At 46.4% G+C, this 23,564-nt stretch carries 24 protein-coding genes and 2 tRNA genes; 20 read left to right on the top strand and 6 right to left on the bottom strand.

The window, feature by feature from the left end; genetic code table 11:
- Window positions 1–501: a transcription elongation factor GreB gene (gene greB, locus FD961_RS03935; RefSeq protein ID WP_215394195.1), complete on the bottom strand. Its 501-nt coding sequence runs from the start codon at window positions 499–501 to the stop codon at window positions 1–3.
- Between the two features lie 18 nt (window positions 502–519).
- On the opposite strand from greB, the gene FD961_RS03940 reads away from it, so the two are divergent.
- From FD961_RS03940 to FD961_RS03975, 8 genes are all read left to right on the top strand, one after another.
- Window positions 520–596: transfer RNA gene (locus tag FD961_RS03940), tRNA-Arg, on the top strand.
- Window positions 597–684: 88 nt separating this feature from the next.
- Window positions 685–1,875, top strand: a complete 1,191-nt coding sequence (locus tag FD961_RS03945) for an ABC transporter permease (RefSeq protein WP_215394196.1) — start codon at window positions 685–687, stop codon at window positions 1,873–1,875.
- Window positions 1,875–2,660 (top strand): ABC transporter ATP-binding protein, encoded by a 786-nt coding sequence (locus tag FD961_RS03950; RefSeq protein WP_215394197.1) that lies wholly within the window; start codon window positions 1,875–1,877, stop codon window positions 2,658–2,660. The genes FD961_RS03945 and FD961_RS03950 overlap by 1 nt, the downstream gene beginning before the upstream one ends.
- Window positions 2,657–3,589, top strand: a complete 933-nt coding sequence (locus FD961_RS03955; protein WP_215394198.1) for an MlaD family protein — start codon at window positions 2,657–2,659, stop codon at window positions 3,587–3,589. The genes FD961_RS03950 and FD961_RS03955 overlap by 4 nt, the downstream gene beginning before the upstream one ends.
- Window positions 3,586–4,212: a membrane integrity-associated transporter subunit PqiC gene (locus tag FD961_RS03960; RefSeq protein ID WP_215394199.1), complete on the top strand. Its 627-nt coding sequence runs from the start codon at window positions 3,586–3,588 to the stop codon at window positions 4,210–4,212. Before FD961_RS03955 ends, FD961_RS03960 begins: the two co-directional genes overlap by 4 nt.
- 76 nt (window positions 4,213–4,288) lie before the next feature.
- Window positions 4,289–5,212: a tripartite tricarboxylate transporter substrate binding protein BugE gene (locus FD961_RS03965; RefSeq protein WP_236638868.1), complete on the top strand. Its 924-nt coding sequence runs from the start codon at window positions 4,289–4,291 to the stop codon at window positions 5,210–5,212.
- Window positions 5,213–5,266: 54 nt separating this feature from the next.
- Window positions 5,267–6,052 (top strand): SDR family oxidoreductase, encoded by a 786-nt coding sequence (locus FD961_RS03970; RefSeq protein ID WP_215394200.1) that lies wholly within the window; start codon window positions 5,267–5,269, stop codon window positions 6,050–6,052.
- Between the two features lie 71 nt (window positions 6,053–6,123).
- Window positions 6,124–8,526 carry an ABC transporter permease gene (locus tag FD961_RS03975; protein ID WP_251371329.1) on the top strand — a complete coding sequence of 801 codons (2,403 nt, stop codon included), beginning with the start codon at window positions 6,124–6,126 and terminating at the stop codon, window positions 8,524–8,526.
- A 4-nt stretch (window positions 8,527–8,530) separates the two neighbouring features.
- On the opposite strand, the gene FD961_RS03980 is transcribed toward FD961_RS03975, so the two are convergent.
- Genes FD961_RS03980 through FD961_RS03995 form a run of 4 tightly spaced genes read right to left on the bottom strand, consistent with a single transcriptional unit; the run spans window position 8,531 to window position 10,749 of the window.
- Window positions 8,531–9,067: an RDD family protein gene (locus FD961_RS03980; protein WP_215394202.1), complete on the bottom strand. Its 537-nt coding sequence runs from the start codon at window positions 9,065–9,067 to the stop codon at window positions 8,531–8,533.
- A 23-nt stretch (window positions 9,068–9,090) separates the two neighbouring features.
- The gene (locus FD961_RS03985; RefSeq protein WP_251371330.1) at window positions 9,091–9,693 is read right to left on the bottom strand and encodes a DUF3106 domain-containing protein; all 603 of its coding nucleotides are present in this window, start codon (window positions 9,691–9,693) and stop codon (window positions 9,091–9,093) included.
- Window positions 9,694–9,718: 25 nt separating this feature from the next.
- Complete coding sequence (locus FD961_RS03990; RefSeq protein WP_215394204.1) at window positions 9,719–10,183, bottom strand: DUF3619 family protein; 465 nt, start codon at window positions 10,181–10,183, stop codon at window positions 9,719–9,721.
- Window positions 10,180–10,749, bottom strand: coding sequence for an RNA polymerase sigma factor (locus tag FD961_RS03995; protein WP_215394205.1), 570 nt, complete (start codon window positions 10,747–10,749; stop codon window positions 10,180–10,182). The genes FD961_RS03990 and FD961_RS03995 overlap by 4 nt, the downstream gene beginning before the upstream one ends.
- Before the next feature lie 192 nt (window positions 10,750–10,941).
- On the opposite strand from FD961_RS03995, the gene FD961_RS04000 reads away from it, so the two are divergent.
- The 6 genes from FD961_RS04000 (at window position 10,942) to FD961_RS04025 (ending at window position 17,662) form a co-directional block, all read left to right on the top strand.
- Window positions 10,942–12,729 (top strand): acetolactate synthase 3 catalytic subunit, encoded by a 1,788-nt coding sequence (locus FD961_RS04000; protein WP_071465877.1) that lies wholly within the window; start codon window positions 10,942–10,944, stop codon window positions 12,727–12,729.
- Window positions 12,729–13,220 carry an acetolactate synthase small subunit gene (ilvN, locus tag FD961_RS04005; RefSeq protein WP_011902903.1) on the top strand — a complete coding sequence of 164 codons (492 nt, stop codon included), beginning with the start codon at window positions 12,729–12,731 and terminating at the stop codon, window positions 13,218–13,220. The genes FD961_RS04000 and ilvN overlap by 1 nt, the downstream gene beginning before the upstream one ends.
- Window positions 13,221–13,271: 51 nt before the next feature.
- The gene (gene ilvC / locus FD961_RS04010; protein ID WP_046329933.1) at window positions 13,272–14,288 is read left to right on the top strand and encodes a ketol-acid reductoisomerase; all 1,017 of its coding nucleotides are present in this window, start codon (window positions 13,272–13,274) and stop codon (window positions 14,286–14,288) included.
- A gap of 43 nt (window positions 14,289–14,331) precedes the next feature.
- On the top strand, window positions 14,332–14,979 hold the full coding sequence (locus FD961_RS04015) for a phosphatidylserine decarboxylase (RefSeq protein WP_071465876.1): 648 nt from the start codon (window positions 14,332–14,334) through the stop codon (window positions 14,977–14,979).
- A gap of 24 nt (window positions 14,980–15,003) precedes the next feature.
- Window positions 15,004–15,867 carry a CDP-diacylglycerol--serine O-phosphatidyltransferase gene (gene pssA / locus FD961_RS04020; protein ID WP_215394206.1) on the top strand — a complete coding sequence of 288 codons (864 nt, stop codon included), beginning with the start codon at window positions 15,004–15,006 and terminating at the stop codon, window positions 15,865–15,867.
- Window positions 15,868–16,114: 247 nt separating this feature from the next.
- Window positions 16,115–17,662, top strand: coding sequence for a 2-isopropylmalate synthase (locus FD961_RS04025; protein ID WP_215394207.1), 1,548 nt, complete (start codon window positions 16,115–16,117; stop codon window positions 17,660–17,662).
- A 22-nt stretch (window positions 17,663–17,684) separates the two neighbouring features.
- Here FD961_RS04025 and FD961_RS04030 read toward each other — a convergent pair whose 3' ends face one another.
- Window positions 17,685–18,281 (bottom strand): hypothetical protein, encoded by a 597-nt coding sequence (locus FD961_RS04030; RefSeq protein ID WP_215394208.1) that lies wholly within the window; start codon window positions 18,279–18,281, stop codon window positions 17,685–17,687.
- Between the two features lie 216 nt (window positions 18,282–18,497).
- Here FD961_RS04030 and rpsO point away from each other — a divergent pair, with 216 nt between their 5' ends.
- From rpsO to FD961_RS04060, 6 genes are all read left to right on the top strand, one after another.
- Window positions 18,498–18,767, top strand: coding sequence for a 30S ribosomal protein S15 (rpsO, locus tag FD961_RS04035; protein ID WP_068323724.1), 270 nt, complete (start codon window positions 18,498–18,500; stop codon window positions 18,765–18,767).
- A 264-nt stretch (window positions 18,768–19,031) separates the two neighbouring features.
- Entirely contained in the window at window positions 19,032–21,191 is a 2,160-nt protein-coding gene (gene pnp / locus FD961_RS04040) for a polyribonucleotide nucleotidyltransferase (protein WP_071465873.1), read from the top strand.
- A gap of 28 nt (window positions 21,192–21,219) precedes the next feature.
- Entirely contained in the window at window positions 21,220–22,218 is a 999-nt protein-coding gene (locus tag FD961_RS04045) for an NAD(P)H-quinone oxidoreductase (protein WP_071465872.1), read from the top strand.
- Between the two features lie 14 nt (window positions 22,219–22,232).
- Window positions 22,233–22,991 carry a triose-phosphate isomerase gene (gene tpiA / locus FD961_RS04050; protein ID WP_071465871.1) on the top strand — a complete coding sequence of 253 codons (759 nt, stop codon included), beginning with the start codon at window positions 22,233–22,235 and terminating at the stop codon, window positions 22,989–22,991.
- Window positions 22,992–23,013: 22 nt separating this feature from the next.
- Window positions 23,014–23,358, top strand: a complete 345-nt coding sequence (gene secG, locus FD961_RS04055) for a preprotein translocase subunit SecG (protein ID WP_071465870.1) — start codon at window positions 23,014–23,016, stop codon at window positions 23,356–23,358.
- An 86-nt stretch (window positions 23,359–23,444) separates the two neighbouring features.
- Window positions 23,445–23,529, top strand: a tRNA-Leu gene (locus FD961_RS04060).
- Window positions 23,530–23,564 lie beyond the last annotated feature (35 nt).

The raw sequence follows: 23,564 nt of genomic DNA on the forward strand, positions 1-23,564 counted from the left end.
CTATAAATACTGAACATCTAGTATTTCTATTTCAGTAGGGCCCGTTGGCGTTTGAATCGTCACGCAATCACCCAATCTTGCTTTGATCAAAGCTTTGGCAATGGGCGATACCCAGCTCACGTGGTTTTTCTCTAAGTCGACCTCATCGACACCCACAATAGTGATGGTGGTCTCTTTTCCCGCATTCTTGCCCTCTAGAGGGGAGTAAGACACGGTAGCCCCAAAAAAGATCTGCTCAGCATCAGCATCACCGGTTTTTCTCGCCAAATTATCGACAACAACAGCAAATTCAAGGCGTTTATTGAGGAAGCGAATACGTCGATCAATCTCCCGAAGTCGCTTCTTTCCGTAGATATAGTCCCCATTTTCCGACCGGTCACCATTGCTGGCCGCCCAGTGCACAACCTTCACAACCTCAGGCCGATCAAGGTTTAGAAGCTGTAGGAGCTCGGTTTTAATCCGCTCGTGACCAGCGGGGGTGATGTAGTTCTTCTCTTCCATGGCATAATTATGGCTGTTGCGGCTGTAGCTCAGCTGGATAGAGTACTTGGCTACGAACCAAGGGGTCGTGGGTTCAATTCCTGCCAGCCGCACCAACTTATGCAGGGCCTAGTTGAAAAACTGGGCCCTTTTTCTTTTTTAGCATTTCACATAGGTTTCTTGTAGATACCTTATAGTCTCGATATGAGCGTTTCTGACACTATTTCCGCCGTTAATCCTTCTGCTAGTGCCCCAGTGGCAGTTTGGTCACTCATCGACGCCTCTAACGCCAAGGTCGGTTTGAGTGGAAAAGTGAATATCTACACCTTAGGTGGAATCTGGACTCAGATTCGTAATGCACAGGACGCTTGGTTAGCGCAAATTCCACAAGACAAGATTCAATCTGCATCCCTCACGTTTGATGCATCACAAGTATCTTCTTTGGATGGAGCAGGTATTGCATTTTTGATTGGCGTAGAAGAAGCGCAGCAGAAGGTGGGCGCGAATTTTTCTTTGATAGGGTTAGATTCTCGTTATGAGCCGATGCTCCACGAATTTGATCCAATCACCAATTTATTTCCAACGCCAGCAGTTAAACCCAAAAGAAGTTTTGTGGTTAGTACCGGCATGGCTGCGCAGAACCTGATTGATGACACACGTGGACTGATTACATTTACAGGACACTTAGCGGCAGATTTATTTTGGTCCATTCGTCACATTAAACAAGTGCGTTGGGGCGATTTTGTTAATGCAGCCGTAGAGGCTGGTATCGCTGCTTTACCTATCGTAGGCCTCGTGGCATTTCTGATCGGTGTGATCTTGTCCTTCCAGGCGGCTATTGGCATGAAGCAGTTCGGGGCCACCACTTTTGTAGGCCCCTTAGCTGCTCTAGGGATCGTACGTGAGATGGGACCTTTAATTACCGCAATCTTGCTCGCCGGTCGTTCATCTGCTGCTTTTGCTGCAGAAATTGGCACCATGACAGTCAATAACGAGGTTGATGCATTGGTAACGGGCGGTCTTAGTCCAATCCGTTTCTTAGTGGTTCCACGAGTGCTAGCTGGCATTTTGGTTGCGCCAATTCTGACGCTCTTTGCCGATATTGTGAGCATCATCGCTTCTATGTTCACGATGTTGATTTATGGCATCCCATTTATTAATTTTTATAACGGCATGCTCAATGCGGTGGACGTTGAAGATATTTGCTCAGGTCTTATTAAGGCTACCTTATTTGGTATTGTGATTTCAGCGATGGGTTGTCTACGTGGTATGCAAACCGGTACTGGTGCTGCAGCAGTAGGTATTTCTGCAACGCGCGCAGTAGTCAGTAGTATTGTGATGATCGTGTTGGTTGACGGTATCTTCGCCTTCATTTCTTATAAGACGGGTTTCTGATGAATACACCAGTGACCGCACCAAGCGCTCCATACGCAATCGAAGTTAAAGACCTGACCGTAGGTTATGGATCGAATATTTTGATGAAGGATCTGAACTTTACTGTTAATAACGGAGAAATCTTTGTTATTTTGGGAGGCTCAGGTTGCGGTAAGTCCAGTCTTCTCAAAAATATCTTTGGCCTTTATCAACCCTTGTCAGGGGACGTGTTGATTGAGGGTCAAAACATCACTGCATCACAGGGTGCAGAGCGCCAAAAAATCATGACGAGCTTTGGGGTGATGTATCAGCAGGGCGCACTGTTTGGTTCTATGAACCTACTCGATAATGTGACATTGTTCATGCAGGAATACACCCAACTCACTCAGAGCCAGATGAATCTGCTGGCCCGCTGCAAGCTCGACCTAGTTGGCTTGTTGCCTTATGAAACTTATATGCCGAGCGATATCAGTGGCGGTATGCAAAAGCGTGCAGCGATTGCAAGGGCGATGGCGCTGGATCCAAAAATTTTGTTCTTAGATGAGCCGTCTGCAGGTCTCGACCCTATTACCTCAGCAGATTTGGATCAAACCATTTTGGACTTATCTAAAAACCTCGGCATTACCTTTGTAATTGTTTCGCATGAGTTGGCCAGTATTTATACGATTGCCGATAAGGTGATTATGTTAGATAAAACCGCTAAGGGGATCATTGCAGAAGGTGACCCCAAAGTATTACGTGACACCAGCCCCGATCCTCGGGTGCGTCAATTCTTTAATCGCATTACGACTAAGGACGCAGCATGAGTACTAACTCCAATCCTAATTATTTCCGCCTTGGCGCTTTTGTGCTTGCCGCAATCGGTGTCTTGATCGCGGTAATTTTGATCTTTGGTTCAGGCCAGCTATTCAAAAAATCCTTCATGATCGAAACCTATATTAAGCAATCGGTCACGGGATTGGATACGGGTGCTACAGTCCGATTTAGAGGAGTCAAAATTGGTCAGGTGACCCAGATTGGCTTGTCGGGCGACATCTACGAGCAAGACGTACCTTTTCAAGATCGCCGTCAGTATGTAGTGGTGCGGATGCAGATTATGGGTGAAACTGTTAATGAAGACCTGATTAAAGAATTTGTTAAGAACAATCTTCGCGCACAGGTGAAGTCTCAAGGCATTACAGGTGTCAACTATATTGAATTTAACTTTACCCCTGTCGCGCAAACCTATCCACCTCTACCCTATGATTGGAAGTCAAAATATCCTGTTATTCCTTCCTTGCCTAATCAAGCCGACCAAATTATTGAAGGCATCCAGAAGCTGATCGATGGCTTAAACCAGGTCAATATAGATGGGACACAGAAAAAATTTGACACGCTGTTAACCAATCTCAATACGATGATGGCAGGCACAGGCAAGGATAACGATGGCTTGATTCAATCTGTTAAGCAGATGAATATCATCATGGAGCGCATCGCGAAAGTGACAGATAAAGATGAGCTCAATGTACTAATGCGTGAGTTGGTTGGTTCAATGGTCGCTTTACGCCAAACCATTACCAGTATGCAGGGCGATACCCAATTCACGGTTGAGAATCTGAAGCAGACCGCAGAGCAGTTAAATGAGTTCACTCGAATTGCTAGCCAATCACCGTCTAGCTTGATTTGGGGTGAGGTGCCAGCAAAAATTACGCTGCCTATGAATGGTATTCAAGCTCAGTCAGGAGCTGCTAAATGATCAAATTTGTTCTTGCATGCATTTTGGTAGTCGGTTTAGGCGCCTGTTCCTTACCAACTCGTGGCCCTGTAACGCCAACTAGCTGGGTCGTTGCTCCACAACGTACTGGAGCTCCACTGAAAGAGCGTTCCGATTTTTGGCTTAAGGTTGGTGCAGTGAGTGTTGCGTCACCCTATGATGGTAAGTCTTTGGTGTATCGCCTCACAGATCAGCGATACGAAAAGGATTTTTATAACATTTACTCAACGATTCCATCGGAGATGATCAGCAACTCTGAGCGTGAATGGTTCAATAAGGCCGGTATTTTTTCTGCAACAGTCGGTCAGAACACCAGCCTCTTTCCTTACTACACCCTACAAGCTACTGTGAATGAGTTTTACGGCGACTATCGCGTAAGGCCTGAAGCGGTTGTTAGTGTTGAGTTCTTTCTCACCGTTACCAACAGTGGAAAAAGCAATCCCTTGATTGGTGCAAATCGTTACACCAAACGCATTGCTCTCAAAGACAATACACCTGAGGCGCTTGTGTTGGGTCAGCAGCAAGCGCTTGCTGAAATCTTGAAGCAATATGAAGAGCAGCTTTACAAATATGCTGGCAATTTACCAAAACCAATGGGGCAGTAAGTTGAACAAACGTATTTCATTCAAATCTATTTTTAATCATTTTGTTCCTTTTGCTTTTTTGATATTAGGCTCGGGATTGAGCCTTTCAGTTCAAGCAGATGGCTTTCCCAATAAACCGATACGCTTGGTTGTACCATTTGCGCCGGGGGGAAGCACGGACATCATTGCCCGCGCAGTAGGGGATGCATTGGGTCGGCAGCTAGGTCAACCTGTCATTGTTGATAACAAGGCAGGTGGCGGGGGTTCTGTTGGTGCTTTAGAGGTGATGCGCGCTCCCAAGGATGGTTACACCATCGGCATGGCAACCGTCTCGACAACTGCTGCAAATCCTGCGATCAACCCTAAGATAGGCTACGACCCAATTACGGATTTCACGGCCATTAGTAATATTGCCGCCACTCCAAACATCATCGCTGTAAACCCGTCCTTTCCTGCAAAAGATTTCAAAACCTTTATGGCAGTGTTAAAGGCTAATCCCGGTAAGTATTCTTACTCAAGCTCCGGTACAGGGGGCATTGGCCATCTCCAAACAGAGCTATTTAAAAGCTTAACTGGTGTATTTATCGTCCACATTCCTTACCGTGGAGCAGGTCCTGCATTGGCCGATACCGTTGGCGGTCAAGTCTCGATGATTTTCGATAACTTGCCTTCTTCATTTCCATTTATCAAAGATGGCAAGCTTGTACCAATAGTGATTGCTGCGCCTAAGCGCTTAGCGCAACTTCCAAATGTGCCTACATTTACAGAGGTTGGTTTAGCTCCCGTTAACCGCATGGCTTACTACGGATTTTTAGGCCCCGCTGGCATGCCTAAAGATATCGTTGACAAATACTATGCTGCACTCAAGGTGGTGGTGAATGATCCCGCTGTCAAAAAGCGAATTGAAGACACGGGCTCTTTGATTAACGTGAATGGACCAGAGGCTTTTTCAAAAGAAATTAAAGCTGAATACGCGGTTTATAAAGAAGTGGTTGCTAAGCAAAAATTAGTTTTAGATTAATAAGCAACTCACGAATAGCCAAAGTAAAAATAAAACATTATTAGTGGGGGCAGTATGGATTTAGGTATCAAGGGTAAAGTGGCTTTAGTGTTGGCGTCTAGCCGAGGCTTGGGTCAAGCAATGGCGGTCTCTCTCGCGCGTGAGGGTGTCAAGGTTGCTGTTACTGGACGCAATCCAGAGGGTTTGCAAAAGTCCGTTGAGTTGATTCAAGCAGCAGGCGGCGTTGCGTTAGCGTTGAGCTGGGACTTATCGGATGCATCCGTTATTGATGGCCTAGTTTCTCAAGTTGAGAAAGAGCTGGGACCGATTGATATTCTGATTAACAATACAGGTGGACCTCCGCCGACTCCAGCAGCTGGACAAGATCCTGCTCTTTGGCAAAAGAGTTTTAATGACATGGTCTTATCCTTGATTGCCATTACAGATCGAGTTTTACCTGGCATGCGTCAACGTAAGTGGGGTCGCATTATTACGAGTACCACTTCTGGTGCGATTGCCCCGATTAAAAACTTAGCTATTTCGAATACATTGCGTGCCGCTTTATTGGCATGGTCAAAGACTCTGGCTGCAGAAGTTGCTGCTGAGGGCGTAACTGTGAACATCATCATGCCTGGTCGTGTCGCTACTGATCGTTTGCGTCAGCTAGATGAAGCCAGGGCTAAGCGTGAGAACACTAGCTACGAGGAAGTTGTGAAAGCGAGTTTGCGTCAAATCCCAGCAGGACGTTACGGCGATCCCCAGGAATACGGTGATGCCGCAGCGTTTTTAGCTAGTCAGAATGCTTCTTTTATCACTGGCACTGTCATGCGCATTGATGGCGGCCAGATACAGGCAATTTGATCCATCTTCTATCTAGCCTTATTCAAGGCTTGAAGCAAGACCTTCGCTCCAAGGAGTTAAGGTGGTTGTTGGTGGCGTTAATTTTATCGGTCAGCGCTTTAACCAGCGTGAGTTTTCTGGCTGATCGCATGCATCGGGCTTTTGAATTTGATGCGCGCCAACTTTTAGCTTCGGATCTTTTAATTGTTGCGGATCAGCCGATTCCTGAAGTTTTTCTTCAGGAGGCACAAAGCCAACAACTCCGGACTGCCCAAACAGTGGTATTTCCGAGTATGACTAGTAGTGGTGAACAGAGCAAGCTATCTTCAGTAAAGGCTGTTAGCTCTACCTATCCTTTAAGGGGCTCACTGCAGGTTGAGCCGCCACCGAATATTGCATCGGGACCTATTAGCGGCTCTGTCTGGGTCGATCCAGCGCTGTTAACAAATCTACATACCCATCTAGGCGACTCTTTACGGCTTGGCGATCATCAGTTTGTAATTTCTGGTGTTTTAATGCGCGAGCTTGATCGCGGCGCTGGTTTTATGAACTTTGCACCACGAGTCATGATGTCTTTAGATGACCTAGAGTCCACCGGTCTGATCGGTCCTGGGAGTCGGGTGACGTATCGATTGTTGTTGGCTGGTAGCGATGAGCAAATAAGGCTTTATCAGAAGTGGGCTGCAAACTATATTGATGCTCAAAAGTTACGCGGTGTGCGGATTGAGACTTTGGAAAATGCACAACCCATGATGCGCAAAACACTCGAACGGGCAGAGCAATTTTTATCGCTCATTGCATTGCTCACTGCCATGATTGCAGCTGTAGCGATATCTTTGTCGGCGCGACGCTATATGATCGGTCAAGCCGATTCCTGTGCGGCACTGAAGTGTTTCGGCGCTACAAGTGCTACGATTTTAAAAAAACAAATGAAAACGTTGTTGGCACTAGGACTATTTGCTGCGCTAGTGGGTTCTGGTTTGGGTTATTTAGTTCAAGAGCTGCTTACTAGGCTATTAGGCAGCTTGATGGTGGGTAATTTACCGGGCATTTCAGTACAGCCAGTGTTATGGAGTGTCCTGTTTACATGGTTCTTATTGCTGGGATTTGCTGGGGCGCCCATCATGGGCTTGGCTAAGGTTTCACCCATGCGCTTAATTCGGAAAGAGTTTGAAATTACGAAGCTTGCCTCTATGTGGGTTGCCATCCTTGGTTTGCTAAGCTGTGCGGTTCTTATTTGGGTTGCGGCGCGCGATGCAAAATTGGCGCTTTGGGTTGGTTTGAGCTTTGCAGGAGCTATTTTCATTTTCTCGATAGCTGCCCGTTTGGTTTTATGGCTTCTCTCAAATATCAATACCCAACACTTTGCACTGCGTTTTACGATTACGGCAATGGGCCGTAGATCTGCCTTTGCGGTAATGCAAATTACTGCCTTGGGAATTGCCTTAATGGCCATCCTGCTTATTCTTCTCTTGCGCCAGGATTTGCTCAGTACTTGGCAAGGCAATATTCCAGCTAATGCTCCGAATCGCTTCATGATTAATATTCAGGGCGATCAGAAGACGGCTATTGCGCAAGCGCTTGAAGCGGGCGGAGTATCTAAACCAGATTTTTATCCCATGGTGAGAGGGCGTCTTATTGCTGTGAATGGCTTAGATGTATCGCCGGCAGATTTTTCAGAAGAAAATGCCAAGCGCCTCATCGATCGTGAATTCAATTTGTCTTATACAGAGCAGTTGCCATTAGGTAATCGAATTGTGTCCGGCCAATGGATTGCCGGTGATAGCCCACAAATCTCCATGGAAACTGGGATTGCCAAAACCTTAAAACTCAAACTTGGCGATCAAATCACCTTTGAAGTGGCAGGTGAGAAGGTGGTTGCCCCTATTACTTCTTTGCGTAAGCTTGATTGGGGCTCAATGCGTGTGAACTTTTTTGTCATCATGCCGCCATCGCAATTAGCTGGAATGCCACAATCGTGGATTACTTCGTATTACCAAGACCCCGCAAAAGAATCTATGGATTTTCAGCTTAGCCAGGCCAATCCCAATCTAACAATCGTTGATGTATCGGCATCCTTGCAACAAATTCAGGAGGTACTGAATAAATTATCTGCCGCACTTGGCCTCTTATTTGCCTTTACTGTGATTGCAGCAATCTTGGTGTTGATTGCAGCAATTGCAGCAACTCAAGATGAGCGCTTCAGAAATGCTGCTCTTTTAAAAGCTATGGGTGCATCCCGTACAGTGTTATCGCAAATAGCCCGCACTGAGTTACTCATCATTGGCTTTGCTGCTGGCTTGTTAGCGGGTGTGGCAGCCGGCGCTGCTGCTTGGGCGCTCGGACGCTACGTTATGGATATTGAATTTAATGCCTTTGCGGAGGCTATCTTGATGGGTGTTACTTTCGGGGTAGTTGCATCTCTTACAGCGGGCTATCGCTTTCAGAATCGAATTCAAGGCGCTACGGCAGTTGAATGTTTGCGTGAGGCCTAAAAGCCTAAGAGAGTTTCACTAAGCTCTTAGGTAGCTCGACCAGTCTCGAGCCAGCAAGGCGGTCTGGCAAGCTTTGACGAAGCCCAGATTCTCTACGATCGAGATAAATGCTTAAGGGCCAAATAAACAGAGCGACAGTGAAGATCATCTCAATAATCTGCCACTTTTCTAAGTGAAAAATCCATTGCAATAGCACGCATGGCGCAAGCCAGAGCGAGCCATAGATATAACGCCTCATTGCTTGAGGTCTCGTCAAATTAAATCCATTGCTAGCAATCAAACGAATGCGCCACGTTTGCATGGCTAATGTTTGACCAGACTTAGTCCAATACCAAACAAAGTAAACGCCTAGGACAAGATAAAGATATAGGAAGGAGAGCCAGCTAGGCAGCGCTATTCCAAACATCATGCCTAATAGCAAGTTTGGCACTAAAAATGTGAGGGCAATAACACCGAGCAGAACCAGTTGTTCATAAAGGCAGCAAGAGACCCGACGCCAAAAATTTGGAGCAGGTAATACATTGAGTTCAGTAGGCGTCATTAATAAACTAGAACAACAACAGCTCAATACACTTCTGAGCTGGGGGGCGTAGGCGACGTAGGCTCAGGAACCACAGCCCTGGGTCTTGGCGCTGGAGGGGGTGGGGTGGTGTCTTGTTTAATAGTGTGTTGCTGAAGGGTGGGCGCATTGATGGCATTCGGTTTTTTCTTGGCCTCCATCTCGGCTAATTTTTTCTTCTGCTCGTCACTCAGCTTTTGATATGCACTCCAAGCCTCTGCCTTTTTCTCAGCAGGAAACTTGAGGCTAATTAAATAATTTTCACGTGCAATGCGACGATCTTTTTGAGAGAGATTAGACCAACTGGCCATGCGAGATTGCAGGCGCTCTTGATCGGTTGCGCTCATCTTCGGGTAGATGTTGGCGACATAGATCCATTTCTTGCGACTGTCTGGAAGCATGTAGTCCCAGTCACTCTCTAGGGGAGCGAGGACCTTTTGCTGCGAAGGGTTTAGGCCTTCCCAAGTCCCATCTGGCGTCTTGGCGGGTATGGCGGCGGACTTGCCGTGAGATCCGCTAGGCGCAGTTTGCGCCTTAGCTGTTGGAGCAAAAATTAAAAAGATGCCCACTACCATCGCCAAAAAGGCGCTAGAAGTAGAGGACATCATTTTTTGCTGCATTGATCGTTTTAAGTTATTTGCTTGGGGCCAAAGAAGAAGTGCTGTCTTGAGAATCCGAGAGTGGACCATTTTTCAAGAAAGCCATAAAGCCGCTATCAGCATACGCATCTGGAGGAACATCATCCGTGAGTAAAGCGGCATCTACTTCGGCAATATCGTTGATGCGAGATTCATCTTGCCATTGGGCAATGCCAATTAAGCCAAATACAAGTACTACCAAAGGAGCTACCCAACCAACGGTATCCCAAACACCGTTAGAGGAGCGAGGTGACCAATTACCAGCGAAACCAGCAAAAACAGGTTTTTGAACCAATATCTTTTCAGGTTTGCGGACAGCCAAAGCCTTCATACGGGCGGCATGTAAGCGGTCTTTGATGCCAGCAGGCAAACTTTGAGCGCTCTGACTTAACAGGGCGGCACTCGCTCGACCAAATTGGTCTGCTTCTAACTGGGTGAGGGTTTCATCTCGATGTTTCACAGGGTAATTCCTTTTAATTTCAATGCTTTAGCTAGAGTTTGGGTGGCTCTAGAACAATGCGTTTTGACACTGCCTTCGCTACAACTCATGGCTTTGGCAGTCTCAGTAATGCTTAACTCATCCCAATAACGCATTAGGAAGGCTTCTCGTTGACGTACAGGTAATTTAGCTATTTCTGACTCTAAAGCCTGTAAAAGCTGACTTTGTTCTAGTTTTTGAGACCCATCTTGGTGAATTTCGCTGTTATCTGGGGCTGAAAGGGACTCTAGGGGGTCAAAATCATCACTTTCATCGCTTTTTCTGCCCATACTCGAAAACAGGGTGACCCAAGTGTTTCTGACTTTTTGACGTCGAAAGTGGTCATGAATGCGGTTTTGTAAGATTCTAGTGAAGACCAATGGAAGTTCAGAAATAGGCCTATCACCGTATTTCTCAGCCAATTTGATCATTGCATCTTGAACAATATCCATAGCAGCATCATCATCACGCACGGCATATACCGCCTGCTTGAAGGCGCGCTGCTCGACACTACTTAGAAAGTCGGATAGTTCTTGGGCTGATGCCATGCAATCGATTACACCTGAATCGGTAAGAGTTGAGCTATTTTAGGGGATTGCTATAGAATATAGGGCTTACTACCTAGATTCTCATTTACGAAGTGGTTTTTCCGGTAGCAGCGCCGTTCGAACTCAGGCCATAAGCAGGAGATAGAACAGACCAAACAATTTTTTGCCGAAAATTGCAAAGGACGAAAGAAAATGAATACAAGCAGCGCCGAATTTTTAGCTACTAAAGCTAATCAAGACTCAACAAATACAAATCCCGTAACAGCTCCTCCAGAAATGATTGGTGCTGAAATGCTCGTGCATGCATTGCACAAAGAGGGTGTTGAATTCGTGTGGGGTTACCCAGGCGGTTCCGTTCTCTTCATCTACGACGAGATTTTTAAACAAGATAAGTTTGAACATATTTTGGTCCGTCATGAACAAGCAGCCGTTCATGCAGCCGATGGTTACGCACGCGCAACCGGTAAGGTTGGAGTTGCCCTAGTAACTTCGGGTCCAGGTGTGACCAATGCAGTTACCGGTATTGCTACTGCCTACACTGATTCGATCCCGATGGTGATCATCAGCGGTAACGTACCGACATACGCAATTGGTGAAGATGCATTCCAAGAGGCTGATACTGTTGGTATCACCCGCCCAGTGGTAAAGCACAACTTCCTTGTGAAGGATGTGAAAGATCTACCGCTGGTGTTGAAGAAGGCATTTCACATTGCACAAACAGGTCGTCCAGGCCCAGTATTGATTGATATCCCCAAGGATGTCTCTGCGGCTAAAGGCCCGTTTGTGTATCCAGAAACCTTGGAGATGCGCTCCTACAATCCGGTAGTGAAAGGCCATAGTGGGCAGATCCGCAAAGCGGTTGCTTTGCTGCAAGAAGCCGAGCGTCCCTATATCTACACCGGTGGTGGCGTCATTCTTTCGGATGCCGCTCCAGAGTTAAAAGAATTTGCTGAGCTCTTGGGTTATCCAGTGACCAATACCTTAATGGGTTTGGGTGGCTTCCCAGGTACCAGTCCGCAATTTTTAGGCATGCTCGGTATGCATGGAACCTACGAAGCCAATATGGCGATGCAGCACAGTGATGTGTTGATTGCCATTGGTGCTCGTTTTGATGATCGCGTCATTGGCAATACCCAGCACTTTGCAAGTCATCCGCGAAAAATCATCCATATCGATATCGATCCATCCGTTATCTCTAAGCGCGTCAGGGTGGATGTCCCCATCGTTGGCAATCTCAAAGAGGTGTTAGTTGAGATGACTGCGCAATTAAAGGCTGGTGGTGCGCGTAAGAACGGCGATAAAGTGGCGGCATGGTGGGATCAGATCAACGAGTGGCGCAAAAAAGATTGCTTGAAGTTTGATGAAGCCTCACAAATCGTGAAGCCGCAGTATGTAGTTCAAAAACTTTGGGAACTTACTGGTGGTGACGCCATTATTACTTCAGACGTTGGTCAACATCAGATGTGGGCTGCCCAGTTTTATAAGTTTGATAAGCCACGTCGCTGGATCAACTCTGGCGGTCTTGGCACCATGGGGGTTGGTTTACCTTATGCAATGGGTATTAAGAAAGCTTTCCCTGAGCAGGACGTCTTTGCCATCACAGGCGAAGGCTCTATTCAGATGTGTATTCAAGAGCTATCGACTTGCAAGCAGTACAACACACCTGTAAAGATTGTTTCTTTGAATAATCGTTACTTGGGAATGGTGCGTCAGTGGCAAGAGCTTACTTATAACAAGCGTTATTCGAGCTCCTACATGGATTCTTTGCCTGACTTTGTGAAGTTGGCCGAGGCTTATGGTCACGTTGGCATGCGCATTGAGAAAAAATCAGATGTGGAGGGTGCGCTCAAAGAGGCAATCCGTTTAAAAGATCGCACTGTATTTATGGATTTCCAGACAGACCCAGAAGAAAACGTTTGGCCTATGGTTCAAGCAGGCAAGGGTATTACTGAAATGCTTTTGGGTAGTGAGGATCTGTAATGCGACACATTATTTCTGTATTAATTGAGAACGAGCCGGGCGCATTGTCACGCGTAGTAGGTCTTTTCTCTGCTCGCGGTTACAACATTGATACCTTAAGTGTTGCGCCGACTGAAGATCCATCGCTCTCCCGGATGACGATTGTGACCTTTGGTTCTGATGATGTCATCGAGCAAATTACAAAGCACTTAAACCGTTTGGTTGAAGTGGTAAAAGTATTTGATCTGAGTGAAGGCCCTCATATTGAGCGTGAACTCATGATGATCAAAGTACGCGCTGTCGGTAAAGAACGTGAAGAACTCAAGCGTACAACCGATATCTTCCGCGGTCGCATTATTGATGTGACTGATAAGAGTTACACCATCGAGTTAACTGGTGATGGTGCCAAATTGGATGCCTTTATCGATTCGATTGACCGTGCATCAATCCTAGAGACTGTCCGCTCGGGTGGTTCTGGTATTGGGCGCGGTGAACGTATCCTCAAGGTTTAATTTTTTTAACTGATTACTGCATTAATTACATTTTCAAAACAAGGAAAGAGCATGAAAGTTTTTTACGATAAAGACGCCGATTTGTCCCTCATTAAGGGCAAGAAAGTCACCATCATTGGTTACGGTTCACAAGGTCACGCACACGCTTTGAACCTAAAAGATTCTGGCTGTAACGTTACTGTTGGTTTGCGTAAAGACGGCGCTTCCTGGAGCAAGGCTGCGAACGCAGGCTTGACAGTAAAAGAAGTTGGCGAAGCAGTTAAGGATGCCGATGTAGTGATGATGCTTTTGCCTGATGAGCAAATCGCTGATGTATACAGCAAAGAAGTACATGGCAATATCAAGCAAGGCGCTGCGCTTGCATTTGCTCACGGTTTTAATGTTCACTACGGTCAAGTTCAACCACGCGCTGACTTAGACGTCATCATGATTGCCCCTAAGGCTCCTGGCCATACTGTTCGTGGTACCTACGCACAGGGTGGTGGTGTTCCTCATTTGATCGCTGTGTACCAGGATAAATCGGGCTCTGCTCGTGATGTTGCCTTGTCATACGCAACAGCGAACGGTGGCGGTCGCGCTGGCATTATCGAAACCAATTTCCGCGAAGAAACTGAAACTGACTTGTTCGGTGAGCAAGCTGTTCTCTGTGGTGGCGCAGTTGAATTGATTAAAGCTGGTTTTGAAACTTTGGTTGAAGCTGGTTATGCACCAGAGATGGCTTACTTCGAGTGCTTGCATGAGCTCAAATTGATCGTAGATTTGATCTACGAAGGTGGTATCGCTAATATGAACTACTCAATTTCTAACAATGCTGAGTACGGTGAGTATGTAACTGGCCCACGCGTAGTGACCGAAGATACTAAGAATGCAATGCGTCAGTGCTTGAAAGATATTCAGACTGGCGAATATGCTAAGAGCTTCATCCTTGAAAACAAGGCAGGCGCTCCTACTTTGATCTCCCGTCGTCGCTTGAATGCTGAGCACGACATTGAGGTGGTTGGTGCAAAACTCCGTGCCATGATGCCTTGGATTGCTAAGAACAAATTGGTTGATCAGACTAAGAACTAAGCATTTCCATTTATAGAAGTACTTACAAAGGCTCAGAACAAAAATGATGTATCCACACCCCATTATTGCAAAAGAAGGTTGGCCCTATTTGGCGCTAGTGGGAGTGGTGACTTTGCTGGTTCACTATCTTGGTGGCATTGCATGGTCCTGGCCACTCTGGATCATCTTTATCTTTGTTCTGCAGTTCTTCCGCGATCCACAGCGCATTCCTGCGCTTGGCCGTGATCTTGTTTTATCTCCTGCTGATGGACGTATCGTTGTAGTAGAAGTTACAAATGATCCCTACGCAGGCCGTGAAGCGCTCAAAATCAGCGTGTTCATGAACGTATTTAACGTGCACTCCAATCGTAGCTCTGTAAATGGCTTGGTCAAAGAGATTCAGTACTTTCCAGGTAAATTTGTGAATGCTGACTTGGATAAAGCTTCTACTGAGAATGAGCGTAATGCAGTGGTAATTGATGCCAATGGTCAAATCGTGACTTTAGTTCAAGTTGCAGGTTTGATTGCGCGCCGTATTCTTTGCTACATCCACGTAGGTGATCGTCTTAAAGCGGGTGAACGCTACGGATTTATTCGCTTTGGCTCGCGTGTAGATGTGTATTTACCCTTAAACGCAGAACCATTGGTTTCTGTTGGTGATAAAGTATTTGCAACCAATACCGCTTTGGCACGTGTGCCAGGGCTAGATTGATTCGAAACTTTACCGGGATACTGCTTGACTACATTTCGCCGTCGCGGCCGTATTAATCGCAGTCGCTTAGCTCATCGCCGTACTGAGTCCATTCAAGACCAGTGGGCTGAAGATATGGGTGATGGGGTGGATTACGAAGTAGAGGAGCTCCATCCACCTAAACCACGCCTTCGTAGCAAAGGCATTTATTTACTTCCAAACGCATTTACTACTGCTGCATTGTTCAGTGGTTTCTTTGCGATTGTGAATGCAATGAACGATCAATTCCAGATCGCAGCTATTGCTATCTTTGCATCACTTGTTCTCGATGGTATGGATGGTCGTGTAGCCCGTATGACTAATACCCAAAGTGCATTTGGCGAACAATATGATTCCCTGGCTGATATGGTGTCTTTTGGAGTTGCACCTGCCTTAGTCGCATACGAGTGGGCTTTAAAAGATTTGGGTAAGTGGGGCTGGTTAGCAGCTTTTACTTACTGTGCGGGCGCTGCACTGCGTCTAGCTCGCTTTAACGTCAATACTGGTGTAGTTGATAAAAAATTCTTCCAAGGCTTACCTAGTCCTGCAGCAGGTTCCCTGATGGCTGGCTTTATCTGGCTAGCGGATGACAATAAGATTCCGGTGCGCGATACCGCTATTCCCTGGATCACATTCTTTATTGCTGTTTATGCAGGCTTGACCATGGTTTCTAACGCTCGCTTTTATAGCGGCAAAGCTCTGGATGTGCGTTACCGCGTGCCGTTCGGCGTCATGGTTCTCTTAATTCTGACCTTTGTCTTAATTTCATCTAATCCACCCTTGACGCTCTTTGGCTTGTTTGTGATTTATTCAATCTCGGGCTATGTGATTTGGGCTTGGGAGCATCTGAGCGGTAAGCGTTTTAGCTAATTCCCTATTTTTGGGGTATATTAATTCCATGTTGATGAATTTTTCACCTTTATCTGGCCTCCTTCTACTGGCACTAAGCATTACGCTTGGGGCGGGTAAGGCCTGAGTTAATGAGATAAAGAGATCCATTAACCACCAATACCAGCCCCAGCAAATTGCTGGGGTTTTTGTTTTAAAGACCGTAATACCGAATTATTAAAGAATTCAGTTAAGAAGCTAAATTAGTAATCCAAACCGGAGAGTAGTGATGAGCGACAAAGTAATCATTTTTGACACCACCTTGCGTGATGGCGAACAATCCCCTGGCGCGTCGATGACCAAGGACGAGAAGGTTCGTATTGCTCGTCAACTAGAGCGTCTTAAGGTAGATGTGATTGAAGCTGGTTTTGCTGCAAGCTCAGAAGGCGACTTTCAAGCAATTTCTGCGGTGGCTGCTACCATCAAAGATTCAATCGTCTGTTCATTAGCTAGAGCCAATGACAAAGACATCACCCGCGCAGCCGATGCCTTGCAGGCGGCGAATGCCAAGCGTATTCATGCCTTCTTAGCCACAAGTCCATTGCATATGGCGGTGAAGTTGCGCATGTCTCCGGAGGAAGTATTGGAGCAGGCAAAACGCTCAATTCGTTTCGCTAGAAACTTGGCTTCTGATATTGAATTTTCTGCAGAAGATGGTTATCGCTCTGAAATGGATTTCTTGTGCAGGGTGGTTGAAGCAGTTATTAATGAAGGTGCCTCAACTATCAATATCCCAGATACAGTAGGTTATGCAACGCCCGAGTTGTATGGCGAGTTTATTAAAACTCTCCGCACTCGCGTACCAAATTCAGACAAAGCCGTATGGTCAGTGCACTGTCACAACGACTTAGGTATGGCTGTAGCTAACTCATTGGCGGGTGTCAAGATCGGCGGAGCTCGTCAAATTGAGTGCACCATCAATGGCTTGGGTGAGCGTGCTGGCAATACAGCATTAGAAGAAATTGTGATGGCTTTGCGTACCCGCAAAGATTACTTCGATATGGTTTGTGGTATTGATGCTAGCCAAATTGTGCCAGCATCCAAGCTGGTTTCTCAAATCACTGGTTTTGTTGTGCAACCCAATAAGGCCGTAGTGGGTGCGAACGCTTTTGCACATGCCTCTGGAATTCATCAAGATGGTATTTTGAAGAACCGTGAGACCTACGAAATCATGCGTGCAGAAGATGTGGGTTGGTCAACCAATAAAATCGTATTAGGTAAATTGTCCGGTCGTAATGCCTTCAAACAACGTTTGCAAGAATTGGGTATTACGGTAGAGGCCGAGGCTGATTTAAATGATGCCTTTACTCGATTTAAGGCCTTAGCTGATCAAAAAGCAGAGATCTTTGATGAGGACATTATTGCAATCATGTCTGATACTGCCGCAGCTGAAGAGGGCGAGCATTACCATTTCATCTCATTAAGTCAGCATTCAGAAACGGGTGAGCGTCCAAAGTCTCGGGTTACTTTCCGGATGGGTGAGAAAGAGGTTAGCTCTGAAGCTGAAGGCAATGGCCCTGTAGATGCGAGCTTGAATGCCATCGAAGAGATTGCAAAAAGTGGGGCGGAGCAATTACTCTATTCAGTTAACGCCATTACTTCGGGCACCCAATCGCAGGGTGAGGTTACTGTGAGACTGTCTAAGGGTGGTCGGATTGTGAATGGTGTTGGAACCGATCCAGATATCATCGCTGCGTCTGCAAAGGCTTACCTATCAGCATTGAATAAATTACACGACCCAAGCCAAGCAAAACTCAATGCACAAATGACGCCTTAAAAACGTCATTTGTAGCGCATTGCTATTTGTTCAGGGTGCTGTCTTTGTAATACTTGGTGCCCTTGCCGGTGATTTCTGCGGCAAGGCCCGAGTCTGTTAGTTGGTACATTAAAACGCCAGGTGCTACTACAGTTGCGTCTTGGTAAGAAGTGCCATCTTTGTCATATTTCGCAGCAGCCGTTACTTGTCCCCCAAAAGTCCAGCCTGAGTTCACAAAATCATTGAGAGCCGCTTCAGATTGGAAGATGAAGATGTTCTGAAATGATTTAATCCCCAAGCCCAAACCTGCCTGGACTTCAGCCATATTCATATAGGTTGGCTTGGAACTCATCTTATTGATTACTACTCCAGAGCCAGAACCACCGCCGGCTATCAGGATCTTCATGCCAAAGTTGCTGAAGGTGGCATATCCAACCGATTTTTCAATCAGATCTTTTGCCTTTGGTTCTGCTGAATAGAGCTGCTTGAGAATTTGCTCATTCTTTTTAAGGATTTCTTGGCGCTGTTCAGCAACCGTCTTATCAGGTCCAAATGGGTTTGAAAATTGAGCAAAAGAAGGGTTGTTGAGGCAAAGGCAGAGGAGAAAAAGGGCGCCTAAAAAGCGATATATGGAGTTCATTATTTGTAAGTTATTGATTAATATAGATATTATTTTACTAATTGGGTATTTTCTTCTACAGAATACCAATTTTTGTAGGGCAATACCTGCTTTTGGGCTGCGGTCTGCTACAATTCGAGAGCTTTGATTTATAAAGCTTTTTTGTTTTATTTTGTTAATAACGCACGACACGGATTGGGTGAAAGCTCATGTGTTCGCAAGTAAGGAGTATTAAAAATGGCAGTTGCTGATATCAAAACGGCGGAAATCGTCAAAGAAAACGCGCGCAGCGCAAACGATACGGGTAGTCCTGAAGTTCAAGTTTCATTGCTTACAGCCCGCATCAATGAATTAACCCCCCATTTCAAGGCTAACGCCAAAGATCATCACAGCCGTCGCGGTTTGTTGAAGATGGTTTCACGTCGCCGTCGCCTCTTGGATTACCTCAAAGGCAAAGATCTGGATCGCTATCGCGCATTGATCGAGAAATTAGGTCTCCGTAAGTAATTCTTATCGGTATGCAATGCCATCTCACTTAAGGTTGTTTCTTCACCGAATCAGTCTTAAGAAGGTGGCATGTTTTTTTTGAGTGCTTTTAGATTATTTGTGTAGGGGATTGTGTCATTCCAATGAGCTTCTGAGTTCAGAGCCTCCCTGGAATGGCATCCCTTGTAATCCTAAATCACTCCAGTGTTGTCGTGACACTGCTTTATCCCACGACAAGCGCAATTCTCATGTGAGTCTTGCGTGAACAATTTGGAGAAGATCAGAATGACTATGTTTAAAAAAGCAGTAAAGAGTTTTCAGTGGGGCAACCATCAAGTAACTATGGAAACAGGCGAGATCGCTCGTCAAGCTGGTGGTGCCGTTATCGTTAATGTGGATGACACAGTAGTGATGGGTACGGTTGTTGCCTCTAAGTCTGCAAAGCCAGGCCAATCCTTTTTCCCATTGACAGTAGATTATTTAGAAAAAACATACGCTGCCGGCAAGATCCCCGGCGGTTTCTTCCGTCGTGAAGGCCGTCCATCTGAAGGTGAGACATTAATCTCCCGCTTGATCGACCGTCCATTGCGTCCTTTGTTTCCAGAAGGATTTTTGAATGAAGTTCAGGTAGTAGTTCATGTCTTGTCAATTAACCCAGATGTTCCTGCAGATATTCCTGCTTTGATCGCTGCTTCTGCAGCATTGGCTGTTTCTGGTATCCCCTTTGCTGGCCCAGTAGGCGCAGCACGTGTTGGTTACGCTAACGGACAATACCTCCTGAACCCAACTCGTACAGAACAAGTTACTAGTGAACTCGACTTGATCGTTGCTGGCACACAGGCTGCTGTATTGATGGTTGAATCAGAAGCCAATCAACTTTCTGAAGAAGTGATGCTCGGTGCAGTGGTATTTGGTCATGACCAAATGCAAACAGCTATTAATGCAATTAATGAATTGGTAAGCGAAGCTGGCAAGCCAGAGTGGGATTGGACTGCTGCTCCTAAAGATGAGCCGTTTATTGCGAAAGTCACTGCTTTGGCTGAAGCGCCATTGCGTGAGGCATATCAGATTCGCCAAAAAGGCGCTCGTTCAGATAAGCTCAAAGAGATTTCCAAAGAAGTGTTGGCTAAGTTATCTGAAGAAGGTGACGTTGATGCTGTTGCTGTTAGTGACATCATGTTCGAGATCGAAGCAAAGATTGTCCGTAGCCAGATTTTGAATGGCGAACCACGTATTGATGGTCGCGATACACGCACTGTTCGCCCAATTGAAATTCGTAATGGTGTACTGCCACGTACGCACGGTTCTGCATTGTTTACCCGTGGTGAAACTCAGGCTCTCGTTGTCGCTACCCTAGGTACCGCACGTGACGAGCAAATCATTGATGCGCTCGAAGGTGAATACCGTGATCGTTTCATGTTTCACTACAACATGCCTCCATTTGCAACAGGCGAAACTGGCCGAGTAGGTAGCCCTAAGCGCCGCGAAATTGGTCACGGTCGTTTGGCTAAGCGCGCTTTGATTCCAGTATTACCAAGCCCAGAAGACTTTGCATACAGCATTCGCGTTGTTTCAGAGATCACTGAGTCCAATGGTTCTTCATCCATGGCTTCTGTATGCGGCGGTTGTCTGGCAATGATGGATGCTGGTGTTCCAGTGAAGGCACACGTTGCTGGTGTAGCAATGGGCTTAATCCTGGACGGTAACCGTTTTGCTGTGTTGACCGATATCTTGGGTGACGAAGATCACTTGGGCGATATGGACTTCAAAGTAGCTGGTACTGCAAACGGTATTACTGCACTCCAGATGGATATTAAGGTTCAAGGTATTACTAAAGAAATTATGCAAGTTGCTTTAGCGCAAGCTAAAGAAGGACGCTTGCACATCTTGAGCAAAATGCAAGAAGCAATGGGTTCAGTTCGTACAGAATTGTCAGCTCATGCTCCACGCATGGTGTCTTTCAAGATTCATCCAGACAAGATTCGTGAAGTGATTGGTAAGGGCGGCGCAACTATCCAGGCCTTGACCAAAGAAACTGGTTGCAGCATCGACATTAAAGATGACGGCACTGTAACCATTGCCTCTACAAGCGCTGAAGGTATGGCTGAAGCAAAAGCGCGTATCGAAGGTATTACTGCCGAAGCTGAAGTTGGCAAGATCTACGAAGGTCCAGTAGTCAAGTTGCTCGAATTCGGTGCTTTGGTGAACATTCTGCCTGGTAAAGACGGCCTCTTGCATATCTCTGAAATTTCAAATGAGCGCGTCAAAGAAGTAAAAGATTATTTGGCGGAAGGCCAAGTAGTTCGTGTGAAATTGTTGGCTGCTGATGAGCGTGGTCGTTTACGTTTATCTTTGAAGGCTGCAATGGCTGATGAGGGTGGCACGATTGCTCCTTTGGCAGGCGCTACTACTGAAGCTGCTCCTGCAGCTGACGAAACAGCTTAATTCACTAGTCGACTATTCGGAGCTTTCAATGCGTGTAATTGAGATCAAAGAATTTGGTGTGCCAGAAATGCTGGTGCCTACCACTCGTCCAGATCCAGTAGCCCCGGCTGCTGGCACTGGCGAGGTGTTGATTCAGGTTCTTGCCGCAGGAATTAATCGCCCAGACGTATTGCAGCGCAAGGGCTTTTATCCTGTTCCAGCTGGAGCCTCCGATATTCCAGGCCTTGAAGTGGCTGGTCAAATTATTGGTGGTGACTTAGCGCACGCTGACAATGCTTTTGGTTTGAAGCTCGGAGATAAAGTTTGCGCATTAGTGCAAGGTGGTGGCTATGCAAATCTCTGTGTTGCCCCGATTGCACAATGCTTACCGTATCCAACTGGCTTTACAGATCAAGAAGCTGCTGCACTACCGGAGACTTTTTATACCGTATGGAGCAATGTGTTCATGCGCGGAGAATTGTCTGCTGGTGAAACCCTATTAGTCCAGGGAGGCTCCAGCGGTATCGGTGTTACAGCAATTTTGCTAGCGAAAGCCCTTGGTCATCAGGTGTTCGTTACTGCTGGCACCGACGAAAAATGTGCTGCTTGCTTAAAGTTGGGCGCTGATTTGGCCATTAACTACAAAACTCAAGACTTTGTAGAAGAGGTGAAGAAAGCTACTGACGGCAAGGGCGTTAATGTCATCCTCGATATGGTGACTGGCGAATACGTTCAGCGAGAAATCGATTGCCTAGCGGATGATGGTCGCATTGTGATTATCGCAATTCAAGGCGGATCTAAAGCCGAAGTGAGCACCAATCAAATTTTGCGTCGCCGTTTGACGATTACTGGCTCAACTTTGCGTCCTCGTCCAGTGTCATTTAAGAAGCAAATTACAAAGCAGCTTTTTGATCATGTCTGGCCATTACTGAATGCTGGCAAGTTAAAGCCGTCTATCTATAAAACATTTACGCTGGATCAAGCGGCAGATGCCCATCGATTGATGGAGTCCTCTGAGCACGTCGGCAAAATTGTTCTGACGGTTTAATTAGTCTTCAGCTTATGCGCCCACTCATCGTCATCGGCAACTGGAAAATGAACGGCAGTCTTGCAAGTAATCAAGATTGGGTGAAGACCGTTGCCCGTGGCATGGAGAGTGGCATGCCTGCTGGTCGTAAATTTGCTGTATGTCCTCCACTACCGTATTTAAAGCAATGTGGCGATTTGATTAAAGAGCATTCATTAGCCTTTCTCAGTCTTGGGGCTCAAGATGCCTCTGCTCAAAGCTCCGGTGCTTACACTGGTGAGGCAAGTGCTTCCATGCTTAAAGAATTGGGATGTCAGTACGTGATCGTGGGGCATTCAGAGCGCCGCCAAATGCATCATGAAGTAGACGAAGCTGTTGCCGCTAAGGCTCTCCAGGTTCTTGATAACGGCATGACGCCGGTGATCTGTGTTGGTGAAACAGCGGACGAGCGTAACTCAGGAAGGGCAGAGGAGGTTGTCTGCGGTCAGATCGCAAAACAAGTCTCTGTTCTGCAGGATCGCTTGGCTGATTGTCTGATTGCTTATGAACCCGTATGGGCGATTGGTACTGGTAAAGTTGCCAGCGCCCAGATCGCTCAAGATATGCATCGGCATATTCGTCTTCAGTTAGCTGAATTTGATGAGGATGTTGCCTCGCATGTAGGAATTTTGTACGGTGGCAGTGTCAAGCCTGATAATGCTGTTGAATTGTTTGCCATGCCTGATATTGATGGTGGATTAGTTGGAGGGGCTTCCTTGAACCCTGAAGATTTTTTGGCTATCTGTCAGGCATAGATTTTTTATTTGGAGATAAGCTGTGGAATGGTTTAAGACTTTATTAATCGTATTGCAGGTAGTTTCAGCTTTGGCTGTGATCTTGTTAGTTCTCTTGCAACAGGGCAAGGGCGCAGACATGGGTGCAGCATTTGGCTCAGGTGCCTCTGGAAGCTTGTTTGGTGCCAGTGGATCTGCAAACTTTCTCTCGCATACAACTGCCATCTTTGCGGCGGTATTTTTCATTTGTACTCTTGGTATTACTTGGGTAGGCAACAAGAAGGAAGTTAGTCCTGGCGTTCTATCTGGTACGGTTGCTCCTGTAGTGGCACCGGCTGCCCCAGCAGCTCCAGCCCAGGATCCAAGTAAACCAGCAGTTCCTAAGTAAATAGGTCAGTTTTTACATCATTAGCTGCCGTCTTTTTGGGGTGGTTGTGTGGTGCAATGCAGTAGAATTAACAGGCTTTACAAGATGCCGACGTGGTGAAATTGGTAGACACGCTATCTTGAGGGGGTAGTGGCTTAGGCTGTGCGAGTTCGAGTCTCGCCGTCGGCACCAATATGAAGTAGATGTGGAGTTTTTGCTCTAAATCA

The sequence above is a fragment of the Polynucleobacter sp. TSB-Sco08W16 genome, from assembly GCF_018687455.1.
In the GTDB taxonomy this organism is placed as follows: Bacteria; Pseudomonadota; Gammaproteobacteria; order Burkholderiales; family Burkholderiaceae; genus Polynucleobacter.